Annotated in this window: 10 protein-coding genes; 7 read left to right on the top strand and 3 right to left on the bottom strand. The window is 69.8% G+C overall.

Annotation, left to right across the window (positions count from 1 at the left end; genetic code table 11):
• The first annotated feature begins 6 nt into the window (after positions 1 to 6).
• Positions 7 to 1,815, top strand: a complete 1,809-nt coding sequence (locus ACOWU6_RS12895) for a phosphatase PAP2 family protein (RefSeq protein WP_421075932.1) — start codon at positions 7 to 9, stop codon at positions 1,813 to 1,815.
• A gap of 81 nt (positions 1,816 to 1,896) precedes the next feature.
• Here ACOWU6_RS12895 and ACOWU6_RS12890 read toward each other — a convergent pair whose 3' ends face one another.
• Positions 1,897 to 4,578, bottom strand: a complete 2,682-nt coding sequence (locus ACOWU6_RS12890; RefSeq protein ID WP_421075931.1) for a carbohydrate-binding protein — start codon at positions 4,576 to 4,578, stop codon at positions 1,897 to 1,899.
• A gap of 184 nt (positions 4,579 to 4,762) precedes the next feature.
• Here ACOWU6_RS12890 and ACOWU6_RS12885 point away from each other — a divergent pair, with 184 nt between their 5' ends.
• The 5 genes from ACOWU6_RS12885 to ACOWU6_RS12865 all read left to right on the top strand — a co-directional run bounded on the left by ACOWU6_RS12885 (position 4,763) and on the right by ACOWU6_RS12865 (position 11,174).
• Positions 4,763 to 6,859, top strand: a complete 2,097-nt coding sequence (locus ACOWU6_RS12885) for a glycoside hydrolase family 36 protein (RefSeq protein WP_421075930.1) — start codon at positions 4,763 to 4,765, stop codon at positions 6,857 to 6,859.
• 53 nt (positions 6,860 to 6,912) lie between these two features.
• A complete protein-coding gene (locus tag ACOWU6_RS12880; RefSeq protein WP_324013490.1) occupies positions 6,913 to 8,229 on the top strand; it encodes an ABC transporter substrate-binding protein in 1,317 nt (438 codons plus the stop codon).
• 62 nt (positions 8,230 to 8,291) lie between these two features.
• Positions 8,292 to 9,233: a carbohydrate ABC transporter permease gene (locus ACOWU6_RS12875; protein ID WP_421075929.1), complete on the top strand. Its 942-nt coding sequence runs from the start codon at positions 8,292 to 8,294 to the stop codon at positions 9,231 to 9,233.
• Complete coding sequence (locus tag ACOWU6_RS12870; RefSeq protein ID WP_421075928.1) at positions 9,230 to 10,093, top strand: carbohydrate ABC transporter permease; 864 nt, start codon at positions 9,230 to 9,232, stop codon at positions 10,091 to 10,093. The genes ACOWU6_RS12875 and ACOWU6_RS12870 overlap by 4 nt, the downstream gene beginning before the upstream one ends.
• Before the next feature lie 28 nt (positions 10,094 to 10,121).
• On the top strand, positions 10,122 to 11,174 hold the full coding sequence (locus ACOWU6_RS12865; protein WP_421075927.1) for a LacI family DNA-binding transcriptional regulator: 1,053 nt from the start codon (positions 10,122 to 10,124) through the stop codon (positions 11,172 to 11,174).
• 129 nt (positions 11,175 to 11,303) lie between these two features.
• Here the strand turns inward: ACOWU6_RS12865 and ACOWU6_RS12860 are convergent, their stop codons facing one another.
• Together ACOWU6_RS12860 and ACOWU6_RS12855 are read right to left on the bottom strand one after the other, a co-directional pair.
• The gene (locus ACOWU6_RS12860) at positions 11,304 to 11,636 is read right to left on the bottom strand and encodes a TfoX/Sxy family protein (RefSeq protein ID WP_324013496.1); all 333 of its coding nucleotides are present in this window, start codon (positions 11,634 to 11,636) and stop codon (positions 11,304 to 11,306) included.
• Between the two features lie 2 nt (positions 11,637 to 11,638).
• A complete protein-coding gene (locus tag ACOWU6_RS12855; RefSeq protein WP_421075926.1) occupies positions 11,639 to 12,019 on the bottom strand; it encodes a hypothetical protein in 381 nt (126 codons plus the stop codon).
• Between the two features lie 66 nt (positions 12,020 to 12,085).
• On the opposite strand from ACOWU6_RS12855, the gene ACOWU6_RS12850 reads away from it, so the two are divergent.
• Positions 12,086 to 12,712, top strand: coding sequence for a winged helix-turn-helix transcriptional regulator (locus tag ACOWU6_RS12850; RefSeq protein ID WP_421075925.1), 627 nt, complete (start codon positions 12,086 to 12,088; stop codon positions 12,710 to 12,712).
• The last annotated feature ends 18 nt before the right edge of the window (positions 12,713 to 12,730 follow it).

Here is a 12,730-nt window from a genome sequence, read left to right as displayed (position 1 = left end):
AGATCCGTGCCCTCCGCATTCCCTCGTCGCAAGGCCGTCGCCTGCGCTGTGCTCCTCCCGCTCCTCGTCGGCCCCGCCTTCGCGCAGCCGGCCTTCGCCGCGAAGGACGACGACCTCGTCGACGCGTCGGCCATCGAGCCCCGCGCGGCGGCGTACGGCGCGTTCGTCGACACCTACCGCCAGAACACGACCGACTTCACGACGCCCGAGACGAACCCGGCCATCGGCGTGCTCTCCGAGATGCTCGAGTACTGGACGCCCGGCACCACCTGGAACGACGGCACGGTCCTGAACGCCCGGGTGCATGAGCAGAACATCGCCGCGATCGAGCGGATCACGCAGAACCGCACCGGCGAGGAAGCCGATGCCGCCTACCTCGCCGACCGCCGCCACCAGAGCTACTCGATGTTCGAGGGCCTCGATGAGGACGCGCAGGAGTTCCGCGACCTCGCGAACGCGGGCACGACCATCCCCGATGAGATCCCCGCCGACGCGCTCACGACCAAGTACGACGACCGCGGCAACGAGAACGGCGCCTGGGCCGATGTCGACTCCGAGCTCGGCAGCGTCGTTCAGCTCGTGAACACCGTGCGCGGGCCGTGGGCGACCTCCAACCGCGCCAAGGAGTACTACCAGTACATGCGCCCGTTCCGCTGGAGCGACGACGTCGTGCTCGTGCCCGAGCTCGAGCCGGTCAAGAAGCCCGAGTCGGAGGCGGCGTCGGACGGCGGATTCCCGAGCGGGCATACGAATGCCGCCTTCCTCGCGGGCATCGCGCTCGCCACGGCCGTGCCCGAGCACTATGACGACCTCCTGCTGCAGGCGTCGGACCTCGGCTACAGCCGTGCCGAGGCCGGAATGCACTCGGCGCTCGACATCATCGGCGGCCGCATCCTCGCGACCGGCCTCGCCGCGGCGACCCTCGCCGACGACGAGAACGCCGAGCTGATCGCAGAGGCGACGGCGGATGCCGACACCGCGCTCGAGGCCGAGCTCGATCTCGACACCGACCGCGACGCATACCAGGCGCGCCTCGCGGAGTACCTCGCGAACACCACGTTCGGACTCGACCCCGTCGGCGAGGCGGGCGTCGCGCCCGTCGTGCCGGAGGGCGCCGAGGAGCTCATCCGCACGCGCTATCCCTACCTCGACGACGCGCAGCTGCGCTGGGTGCTCTACTCGACCGCGCTCGAGTCGGGTCTCCCCGTCGCGGATGACGCCGAGGGCTGGGGCCGGCTCAACCTCTTCGCCGCCGCGAACGGCTTCGGAGCGTTCGACCGCGACGTCGCGGTCTCGCTCGACGCGACGGCGGACGGCTACGGTGCGGTGGACGTGTGGCGGAACGACATCGACGGCGCGGGGTCGCTCACGCTCGACGGCACGGGCACGCTCATCCTCGCGGGCGAGAACTCCTTCACGGGCGGTGTGCGCGTGAAGGGCGGCGAGCTCGTCGCGACGACCGCGACCGCGCTCGGCACGGCCGACGTCGAGCTGCAGCGCGGCGTCGTCCGCGAGCAGGCGGATGGCACGCTCGAGGTCGGCGGGGAGCTCACGCAGAAGAAGGGCGCGACGCTCGCGCTCACGATCGAGGACGCGTCCGCTCCCGCCCTCTCGGTCGATGGCAAGGCGAAGCTGCGCGGCACGCTCGCGGTCGACGTGTCGGCGCTGGCCGAGGTGCCGGCAGAGCTGCCGCTCATCGAGGCCGCGAAGTTCCCGGGCGCGCTTCCGTCGCTCGAGGTCACGGGGCTGCCGGAGGGCTACCACCCGGAGCTGCGCGTCGAGGGCGGCGTGCTCACGCTGGTCGACGCGCGCTGACGCGGCGGGCGGGCGGGGAGAACCCCGCCCGCCCGCCGGCTGGGTGGGTGAGAGGACGCGACCCCTCACCCACCCGGATGCTCAGCCGAGCGGCTGCGTCGTCGGCGAACCGAGCACCATCGGCGCGACGATCAGCTTGTCGACGCGCGGGGCCTCGTCGTCGGCGCTGAACACGCGGAGCGGCTCGCCGTCGCTCGACAGGGTCACCTGCATGCTGCGCTCCAGGAAGCTGTTCCAGCTGAAGGTGTGGCGGTGGTAGCCGTGCCCCACCTCCTGGTCGCCATCGGCGATGTCGAGGCGGAGGTCGACCACCTGCGGGTTGTACGGGTGGGGCGAGGCGAGGCTCGCGTTGGAGTACCAGACCGACACGGCGTAGTCGCCGGCGCTGTCGAAGCCCGCGGAGCGCGCGAACTCGATCGCGTTCCCCTCGCCGCCGCCCAGACCGTCGACGTAGCCGCCGCCCGTCGCGTTCGTGCCCGTGGCGGGGGCGAGCGTTCCGGCCTGCGCGGTGCCCGTGAGCTGCCCGTCCTCTGCCTCCAGGACGACGCGCGCGTCGTCGGCGGCGCGGACCCGCGTCGTCGTGACGCTCTCGATCGCGACATCGCCCGACGAGCGCAGCTCGATCTCGTTGATGCCCTCAGCGAGGTGCACTCGGGCCGTCGACTCCCAGCTGCCCTTTCGCTCGCTTGCGAGTTCGACAGGCGAGCCGCCGTTGATCGTGACCTCGATCGCGCCCGCGCGGCCGCTCTCGTAGGCGACCGACAGGTCGTAGTAGCCCGAGTCCATCGCCGTGACGTAGAGGTCGGCGCGCCCGCTGTCCGACAGGCTCGCGAATCCGGACGCCTTCTTGCCCTTGTACGCGATCTTCGCCCCGTCGTACAGACGGAACGTCGAGGCCGGGTGCACCGTCGGCTCGCCGTCGGTCACATCCGTGAGCAGGAAGCGGTCGAGCGTGACGTCGGGGTAGGGGAGAAGGTTCTCCCCATCCGCGGTGGTGCGGAGCGTGAGCTCGTGCGTGCCCGCGGTGAGCTCGACCAGGGTCTCGCCGCTGCCGCGGTAGTCCCAGTGCAGGTCGGCCCGGTACTGCACCGTGCTCGCGTATGCGCCGTCGACCCACAGGGCGTGCTGGCCGGGGTTCTTGTTGGAGGCGCCGATCGCCTGGAACCGGTAGAGACCGTCGCGCGGCACCTCGACCGTCCAGGTCGCGGTCGAGTCGAGCGTCTTGAACGCGCGCACGTCCTGGTTGCCGGAGGCGAGCCACGTCCAGCCGCCATTCGCCTTCGGGTCGTGGCTCTGCACGTACGAGCCGGTGATCGCGGTGCTCTCGGCCTCGACCGTCGCGCTCCAGGGCTGCGCCGCGAGATCCTGCTCGACATCGTGCGTGCCGGCCGGAGTGATCAGCACCTGGTAGGCCGCGTAGCGATTGAACGTGTCGACCGGGATCGTGAGCTTGCCGCCCGCGAGCGCTGCGCCATCCGCCGCCCAGACGAGAGCCGGGGTGTCGGCGAGCCCCTGCGCGCCGACCGTCGCGATCTCGCGTACCTCGACGTCGACCCGGTTGCCGAACACCTTTCGATCGAGCCCTTCGAGCGACACCTCGACGTCGGCGTCCGTCCCGCCGAGAAGCACGGTCGCGCGCCGGTTCTCGTCGTCGACGGCCGCGATGCCCTGCAGAGTGTCGGCGGTGTCGGGACGCGGCGGCGTCACACGCACGGTCTCCGACCCCTCGAGGTCGCCGTACCACTTGAACATCCACCACCCGGCGTTCGCGCCGTTCGGCCGCGAGGAGTTGTCGGAGAAGTTGCCCGAGTAGCCCCAGTACGCGGTCTGGGCGTCGACCTTCGTGTCCTCGAACATCGAGAACCACTGGATGAGCTGACCGGGCTGCCCCATGTCGCGCAGCATCCCGTACTCCGTGATGTTGACGGGGATCGGATCGATGCCCTTCGATGACTCGATCGCGCGGAACTCCGCGAGATGACCGCGATAGGTCGCGAGATTGTCGATGCCGAGCTCGTGCCAGATCCACACATCGGGGACGGATCCGTCGGCGATCGCGTAGTCGAGGAACTCCGTGCTCGGCGTCTTCCGCCAGTGACTGTCGCCCGGGCCGCCGATGCGCGGCCGGTCGAGACCGTGGCGCGCGTAGACCTCCTCGATCTTCTCGTGCACCGCGGTCCAGTCGGCGAAGAACTGCTCCTTGTCGGCCGCCCAGTCCGAGTACCAGATCCAGTCCGGCTCGTTGAACGGGATGAAGGTGTACTCCTCGGGGTGGTCGGATTGCGTCGCGACCGCCTCGGTGACGAACTCGATCACCTCGAGGTAGTCCCAGACGCCGTTGCCGCCCTCGGTGTAGGAGCCGGTCGCGACGTCGTAGGTGCGGTCGTCGCCCGGGCGGACGCCGCTGTTGTACGGCCACTCGGGGTAGTAGTCCTGCTGGTAGATGTACAGGTCCTCGCCGTGCTTGTCGAAGAACCCGTCCTCGATCTTCAGCGTGTCGCCGCCGGGGTGCTGCGTGCCGTACGGCGGCTTCTGGGACGTGTTCGTGATGTGCGCGCCGTTGATCAGCGCCTGAGTCGGAGCGCCGTCGTCGCCGAACCCGTACAGCGTTCCGCTCGCGCCTCCGCGGAACTCTCCGGTGCGATCGGAGAAGTCGACGGTCAGGCGCTCCGCGTCGGCCGCGACCGCGGGTGGAGCGGCGAAGCCGCTCGTGACCAGCGCAGCGGCAGCGAGCGTCGTCGCCGCGCCCAGTGTTCTCTTCATGGGAAGGGATCTCCTCTTCATCGAGTCGGGTGCTTCGGCTCACCACTGGGAGGCGACACTAGCAACGCGTGATAACGATTACAAGACAGACTTGATAGCGATTTCAGAATCCGCTACGTTCGCCTCTTGAAATCGCTATCAGCGACTCGACCGGGTCGCGTGGACCGCAATGACGAGGAGTGACGTGACCGAACAGCTGGCGTGGGGAGACGGCGACCTGACCCTCACCTTCGGATGGGCCGACGACGCCCCCGTCCATCTCGCGGCTCTCCGGATGGGCGAGCGCGCGCTGCCGCTGTACCGCGTCCCGCTCGTCGAGATCCTCACGGCCACGGCCGGGCACCTGCCTGCGTCGGGCCGCCTCTCGCACACCGAGCTCGGTGCGCGCCTTCGCCACATCGATCATGAGGTCGATGAAGACGGGCGCCTCATCATCCGCCAGCAGGCCGACGGCGTCGAGGCGGTGACCCAGCTCGAAAGGCTCGAGGGCGCTCCTCGGGCCGTCCGCGCGCAGACGAGTGTGCGCGCGGTCGGAACCGACCCTGTCGTCCTGCGGTCGGTGACGTCATGGGCGGGCGGCTTCACGGCGCGCGACGCGAGCGGGCCCGAGAAGCTCGACGGGTGGGTGCGCGTGTCGGGCGTGAGCGACTGGCTCGGGGAGGGGCGCTGGTGCCGCACGCCGCTGCGCGGGCCGGACTTCCCGCACCTCGCCGAGCACCTCACGGGGCACAACCCGCGCGGCGCCTGGGCGGTGAGCTCGGACGGCACCTGGTCGACGGGCGCGGACCTGCCCGTCGGGGGGCTGGAGAGCGCAGCGCTCGGGCTGGCGCTCGTGTGGCAGATCGAGCACAACGGAGCCTGGCGCAGCGAGATCGGCGAGGACACGGACGGCGGGTACCTGAGCCTCTCGGGGCCGACGGACACCGACTCGTCGTGGACGCGTCGGCTCGCACCGGGGGAGGCCTTCGAGACGGTTCCGGTCGAGCTCGCCTACGGTCGGGACTTCGAGGACGCGCTGGGCGCTCTCACGGACTTCCGCCGCTCCGCGCGCCGCGCCCACCCGGACAACGTCGCGATGCCGGTCGTCTTCAACGACTACATGAACACGCTCAACGGAGATCCGACGACCGAGCGGCTGCTCCCGCTCATCTCCGCGGCGGCCGAGGTGGGGGCCGAGGTCTTCTGCATCGATGCGGGCTGGTACGACGACAGCGGTCACTGGTGGGACACGGTCGGAGAATGGCGGCCCTCCCGCACCCGCTTCCCGGGAGGTCTCTCGGAGGTGGTCGACGCCATCCGCGACGCCGGGATGGTGCCAGGGCTCTGGCTCGAGCCCGAGGTCGTCGGCGTGCGCAGCGCCGTCGCAGAGACGCTTCCGCGGGAGGCCTTCCTCCAGCGTCACGGACAGCGGATCGTCGAGCACCACCGGTACCACCTCGACCTGCGGCACCCGGCGGCGGTCGCTCACCTCGATGCGGTCGTCGACCGTCTTGTCGCCGACTTCGGCGTCGGGTTCTTCAAATTCGACTACAACGTGAACCCCGGTGCGGGAACCGACCACGACGCCGACAGCCTGGGCGATGGGCTCCTCGCTCACAACCGCGCCCACCTCGCCTGGCTCGACGGCGTCCTCGACCGCCACCCCGGACTGGTGATCGAGAACTGCGCCTCGGGGGCGATGCGGATGGACTTCGCGATGCTCTCGCGGCTGGCCATGCAGTCGACCTCCGACCAGCAGGACTTCCGGAAGTACCCGCCGATCGCAGCCGCGGCTCCGATCTCGATGCTGCCCGAGCAGGCGGCGAGCTGGGCGTACCCGCAGCCCGATATGAACGCGGAGGAGCTGTCGTTCAGCCTCGTCACGGGACTTCTCGGCCGGTTCTACGTGTCGGGCTACCTCAACCGGATGACCGACGCACAGCGTGAGGTCGTCGCAGCGGCCGTCGCGCAGGCCAAGTCGCTGCGCCCGCTCATCCGCAGCGGCAAGCCCCATTGGCCCCTCGGGCTTCCGGGATGGACCGACCCGTGGGTCGCGCTGTCGATCCGCTCGGAAGGCGAGGAGGTCGTGTCGGTCTGGCGCCGGGATGGCGAGAGCTCGACCTCCCTGTCATTCCCGCACCTCATCGGCGCCGACGTGGAGGTCTCGCCGGTGTTCCCCCTCCACCTCCCGGCCTGGCGGACGACGTGGGACGCCTCCTCCGGGACCCTGACGCTGCACGCCGGCGATGCCGATCTCGCCGCGCGCACCATCCGCCTCAGCGTGGGCACCCCGACCCGCTGACCTCTCTCCGGTGCCCATCCCGAGCGCCGGAGCAACCACGAAGGAGCAATTCGATGAAGAACACGTTCCGCGCAGGCGCGGCGCTCGCCGCCGTCGCCGCGCTCACCCTCACCGGGTGCTCGGATCCCGGCGCGGGCGCCGGCGCGAGCGACCCCGCCGAGTGGCCCGCGCAGGACGCCGATCTCGCGGGAACGACCCTGACGATCTGGGCGGCGCAGAACTCGAACACCGTGCCGGACAGCGTCATCGCCGGCTTCGAGGAGCTGACCGGCGCGGAGGTCGAGGTCGTCACGATCCCGGATCCCTACGAGCAGGGCGTGCAGACGAAGGTGGCCACGGGCGACAAGCCCGATCTCGCGTTCTGGCAGCCGACGTCGTCCATGCTGACCGCGCTCAACGCCCCGACGAACCTTCAGCCGCTCGACGACGCCCCCTGGCTCGACGCGTACAAGCCCGAGCTCCGGGATATCACCGGCATCCTCGACGACACGCGCTACGCGGCGCTCATCACGACCCCCGCTGTCGAGGGCGTGTACTACAACAAGGAGGTCTTCGAGGAGGCCGGGGTCACCGACCTCCCGAAGAACTGGGACGAGTTCATCGCGCTCGCGCGGGACCTCAAGGAGCAGGGCACGACGCCGTTCTTCGACTTCGGCGGGGGCACGCCCTGGGCCACGCAGTGGTGGGTTCAGGTGCAGCTCGCCGACGCCGCGAAGGACGGCCTGTGGGACGAGGTGAACGCGAACGAGAAGGGGTTCGACGAGTCGCCGATCCAGGACGCGATCGACGAGTACGCCGCCCTGATCGATGAGGGGCTCTTCAACGAGGACATCAAGACCGCGACGTTCGAGGAGCAGGGCCCTGCCCTCCTGAGCGGCGAGGCGGCGATGGTCGTCCAGGTGAACTCGTTCTTCGGCCAGCTGCAGTCCCTGGCGGACACTGCGGAGCTCGATGAGAAGATCGGCTTCTTCCCCATCTCGCCGAGCGGCAACGTGGGCACCTTCATCCCCGATCAGTCCAACGCCCTCGTGGCGTTCAAGACGGGGGATGCCGAGCGCGAGGCCGCATCGCGGCAGCTCCTCTCGTACTGGCTCGGCGACGGCTACGAGGAGTTCGTGAACGCCCAGTCCACGGTCTCGCTGCAGACGGATGTCCCGTCGTCGGACGAGGTGCCGCAGGCGCTTCTCGACGTGAGCGCGTCGCTCGGCGACGCGGTCGGCTCGATGCAGGCGCTCGCCGTCGCCAACCCCGACCTCTACCTGAACCTCGGCGACATGATCCAGGGCACCATGACGCCGGCCGAGGTGGGCGAGGCCACGCAGGCCCAGTTCGCCGAGCTGGCCAAGGCGATCGGCGCCTCCGGCTTCTGACTCTCGGACAGCCGGGCGCCGACGAGGTCGGCGCCCGGCACCCCACCGGAAGGCATTCACCCATGACGACCACCCTCGGTCTCCCGCGCCAGGCGGCGCCGGCCGCTCGACCCGACGAGCAGCCGGCCCGGCCCGCACGACGCACGCAGGACCATCCGGCCTGGTTCCTGATCCCCGCGCTCGTCGTTCTCGTCGTGTTCTTCCTCGTGCCGACGATCTTCAACTTCATCTACGCGTTCACCGACTGGTCGAGCTTCAAGTCCGAGATCGGCTTCGTCGGCTGGGCGAACTTCACCGCGCTGTTCTCGAGCGGCCAGCTCGTGAACGCGCTCTGGGTGACGCTCCTCTACGCCGTGCTCGTCGCCGTCTTCCAGAACCTCTTCGGTCTCGCGCTCGCGCTCCTCCTCGAGCGCGACACGCGACTGAACCGGATCATCCGCGTCGCGTTCTTCATCCCCGTCATCATGTCGGCGCTCGCGGTCGGCTACATCTTCCAGGCGATGCTCAAGCCCGAGGGCGCTCTCAACGGCATCCTCGGCTTCCTCACCGGCCAGGACGTGCAGATCGCGTGGCTCGGAAGCACGACCTGGACCATCGTCGTCGTCGCTCTCGTGCACGCATGGAAGTGGATGGGGCTGTCCATGCTCATCTATCTCGCGGGGCTGAAGACGATCAGCGGCGATGTTCTCGAGGCGGCGCGGATCGACGGATCCGGCTGGTGGGGAACCTTCACCGCCATCCGCTTCCCGCTCCTCGCGCCCGCGGTCACCTTCAATGTCGCGACCGCGCTGCTCGGCTCGATGAACGGGTTCGACATCGTGCAGGCCACGACGGCGGGCGGTCCGGGCGGCACGACCGAGCTCCTCAACATCTTCATCTTCCGCACATTCGGCCAGGGCCTGTTCGCCCAGGCGACGACGATGAGCCTCGTGCTCTTCCTGACGGTGGCCGTGCTGGCCTTCCCCGTCATCCGCATGCTCCGGAAGCGAGAGGACATCCTGTGAGCGCCACCATCCCTCACGCCGCGTCGCGGCGTCGCTCGAGCGTCGCGGCCTCGCGCTGGGCGCAGCCTGTCGTCGCCGTCGTGACAGCTGTCGTGCTGCTCGGGATCCCGTTCTGGCTCGTCGTCGTCACCGCGTCGAAGACCCAGGCGGAGGCCTTCGAGCCCGACCTCAGCCTGCCTTCCGAGTGGCGTCTCCTCGAGAATCTCGCGACGGTCTTCACGGAGGGCCGGATGTGGCCGGCGTTCCTCGGGAGCGCGCTCGTGATGATCCCCTCCGTGCTCGGGGTGCTCATCCTCGGGTCCATGGCCGCCTGGATCCTCGGGCGCCGGCGGGGCCGCGTCATGTCCGCTGTGTACGCGCTCGGCATCAGCGGCATCGTGCTCCCGCCCGCGGTCGTCACGATCGTCCTCCTGCTGAGGCAGCTCGGCCTCGCCGGAACGCCGCTCGGCATGATCGGCGTCTACATGGGCATGTACCTCTCCACCGTGATCTTCTTCGTGACCGGCTTCGTGAGGACCATCCCCGCCGAGCTCGAGGAAGCCGCGCGGGTCGACGGCGCAGGGCCCGTCCGGGTCTTCGTGCGGATCATCCTGCCGCTGCTCATGCCCGTGCTCGCGACCGCGACGATCCTCATCTGCCTCTACATCTGGAACGACGTCTTCTACGCGCTCTTCGTGGTCGGCGGTCGCCTGGACACCCTGCCCCTGAACCTCTACCAGGTCGCGAGCTCGGGACTCTACCTGCAGAACTGGCACCTGATCTTCGCGTACATCGTGCTGATGAGCCTTCCGCTCCTGATCACGTTCATCGTGGCGCAGCGCAAGATCATCTCCGGTATCACGAGCGGCGCGGTCAAGTGAGACGATGAGGGCGAAGGACACCACCGACATGAAGAGCAAGCACCCCACCATCGCCGACGTCGCCCGGCGCGCCGGAGTCTCGGTGCCGACGGTGTCGCGGGTGCTCACCGGTGCGGCGAGGGTCAGCCCGACGAAGCGCGAGGCCGTCGAGAACGCGATCGCCGAGCTCAACTACCGCCCGAGCGCAGCCGCCCGCGCCCTCGTCTCCCGGCGCTCGCAGGTCATCGCCGTGATCGCCGGGGACACGTCCCGCTACGGATACGCCGAGACGATCCGCGGCGTGGAGCTCGCCGCACGCGCCGAGGGGTACACCGTCATGATCACGGTCGTCGAGTCGGCAGACGACGACGAGGTCGACCGCGCGATCACGGCCACGCTCACACATGCCATCGCGGGCGTGGTCGTGCTCAAGTTCGACCCTCCCGGGGTGGCCGTGGTGAACCGGCTTCCCGATGACGTCCCCGTCGTCGCGCTCTCCGGCGTGCGCGACGTCAGTGTCCCGCAGGCGGTGCTCGACGAGACCCGCGCGGCAGAGGAGCTCACGAACTTCCTGCTCGAACTCGGCCACGAGACGGTGCATCATGTGCGCGTGCCGCCCTCGCGTCGGGAGGACGGACGGACGACCGGATGGCGCCGAGCGCTGCGGAAGGCCGGCGCACCGATCCCCGCGCCGTTCGACGCGACGTGGGAGCCGGTGAGCGGACGACAGGTCGCGCGGGAGATCGCGGCGGATCCGACCGTGACCGCCGTGTTCTGCGGCAACGACGAGATCGCGATGGGCGTCATGCGCGGTCTGGCCGACGCCGGCCTGCGCGTCCCGGAGGACATCTCGGTGGTCGGATTCGACGATCACCCGCTGAGCGAGATCTGGTCGCCTCCCCTGACGACCGCCCATCAGGATTTCGCCGGGATGGGACGCCGGGGGTTCCAGCTGCTGCTCGACCTCCTGAACGGCGCCGGCGGCAAGCGCTTCTCCTCCGAGCGCCCGGCGCTCGTCACGCGGGAGAGCGCCGCAGCGCCCAGCCCTGAGCGCATGCGCGCGCTCGAGGACGCTCGAGGCGAGCTGGCCGCGGGCGCCTGACGCGCGCACAGAACCGGGACGCCGAACAGAAGTAGGCGTCCCGTCAGGCGGCGATCTTCGGCCGTCGCCGACCGTGACGGGGCCTCGTCCGCGTTGCGCGCGAGGCCCCGCCACGCTGTCGCGTGGACGTCAGCCCGCTCGTTCCAGGCTCACGTCCACCCAGAACTGCAAGGCGTCCTCCGCCTGCACGTGCTCCGGCGCGACGTGCAGCCATCCGGGTCCCATCGTCCGCTCGCCCATGAAGGCCTGCTCGGCCGCGGTGCTCTCGATCAGGTCCGCATGACGGCTCGGTGCGACGTGAACCAGCAGCTCCCCGTCCTTGCCGGCCGTCACCGCCATCCTCTCGTCGACCATGAACGCGCGGCTGCCGAACATCGACACTTCGCGGACCACGCGCCCGTCGAGGAGCTCGCGGATGCGCGCCGCGAGCGCATCTCGCGCCGGTCGCTCGGCGGCAGCCACTGTCAGCGCCCGCCCTTTGCGAGGTAGTCCTGGCCGTCGTAGTGCAGCTGCAGCCGATCGATGACGCCGTCGCGAAGCGTGAAGAACTCGGCGATGCGCACCACGCCGCCCGGCATCGTCGCGTCGTAGAGGACCGCGGAGCCGCCCGTGCCATGCACCTCCTGGACGAGCTCGATTCCCTGCACCGTCGCGACGAAGCCCGAGGCGCCCTGGAGGAAGCCCTCCGTGGCATCGGGGATGTGGCCGGCGAGCGATCCCGTGAAGTCGAGATGGTCGGAGAGGAGCGGGCGGAGCGCGTCGCCATCGCCATAGGCATCGGCGCCGGACGTGAGCACGGCGTAGTACTCCTGCAGGACACGCGGCGCGTCGCTGGAGACGATCATGGGGAACCTCCCGAGTAGAGTTACTATAAATTCTCAAGTGATCTTTCTCGAAGTCAAGAGGGTTCCGTGAAGTCATACGGCCAGCTGTGTGCGGTTGCGCGTGCTCTGGATGTGATCGGCGATCGCTGGACGCTGCTGATCGTGCGCGAGCTGCTCATCCGGGGTCGTGCCCGATTCCGCGACCTGCAGGCGGGTCTGCCCGGTCTCGCACCGAATCTGCTCACCCAGCGCCTGCGCGACCTGGAGGGGGAAGGTGTGCTGCGACGCGAGCGGGGTACGCCGCGGAGCGACTACATCCTCACCGAACGCGGACGGGCGCTCGAGGGGGTCGTGCGCGAGCTGCTGAAATGGGGAGCGCCGACCGTGCGCGATGCGCCCGCCGACGCGATCTTCCAGATGCACTGGCTGAGCATGCCGGCGGCGCACCTGCTGCGCGACAGCCAGCCGGAGCGAGGTGCTGGGTGCGTGCGATTCGGCGATCCGGCGGACGGGTTCGACGTGCTCGTCGGTGACGGCACGGTCCGCGTCGGTCCGTGCGATGGCGGGCGGACTCCGGACGCCGTCGTGAAGGGTCCAGGGGCAGTTCTTGTCGGACTGGTCCAGGGTGCGCTGCCGCTCGAGCGCGCCGCGGCCGCGGGTGTCGCGATCGAGGGCGACGTCGAGGCGCTTCGCCGCATCCTGCCCGCGGGTTGAGCGGAGACAGAGCTGCGG

It is taken from the genome of Microbacterium sp. SA156, from assembly GCF_049065455.1.
GTDB classification, from domain to species: domain Bacteria; phylum Actinomycetota; class Actinomycetes; order Actinomycetales; family Microbacteriaceae; genus Microbacterium; species Microbacterium barkeri.
This window is presented reverse-complemented; position numbering and strand designations above follow the sequence as displayed.

Bases quoted from the DNA above. Each gene is read 5' to 3' on its own strand.
- ACOWU6_RS12855 (WP_421075926.1), bottom strand. From the start codon at position 12,019: ATGATCGTCTCCAGCGACGCGCCGCGTGTCCTGCAGGAGTACTACGCC.
- ACOWU6_RS12865 (WP_421075927.1), top strand. From the start codon at position 10,122: ATGAAGAGCAAGCACCCCACCATCGCCGACGTCGCCCGGCGCGCCGGA.
- ACOWU6_RS12890 (WP_421075931.1), bottom strand. From the start codon at position 4,578: ATGAAGAGAACACTGGGCGCGGCGACGACGCTCGCTGCCGCTGCGCTG.
- ACOWU6_RS12880 (WP_324013490.1), top strand. From the start codon at position 6,913: ATGAAGAACACGTTCCGCGCAGGCGCGGCGCTCGCCGCCGTCGCCGCG.
- ACOWU6_RS12875 (WP_421075929.1), top strand. From the start codon at position 8,292: ATGACGACCACCCTCGGTCTCCCGCGCCAGGCGGCGCCGGCCGCTCGA.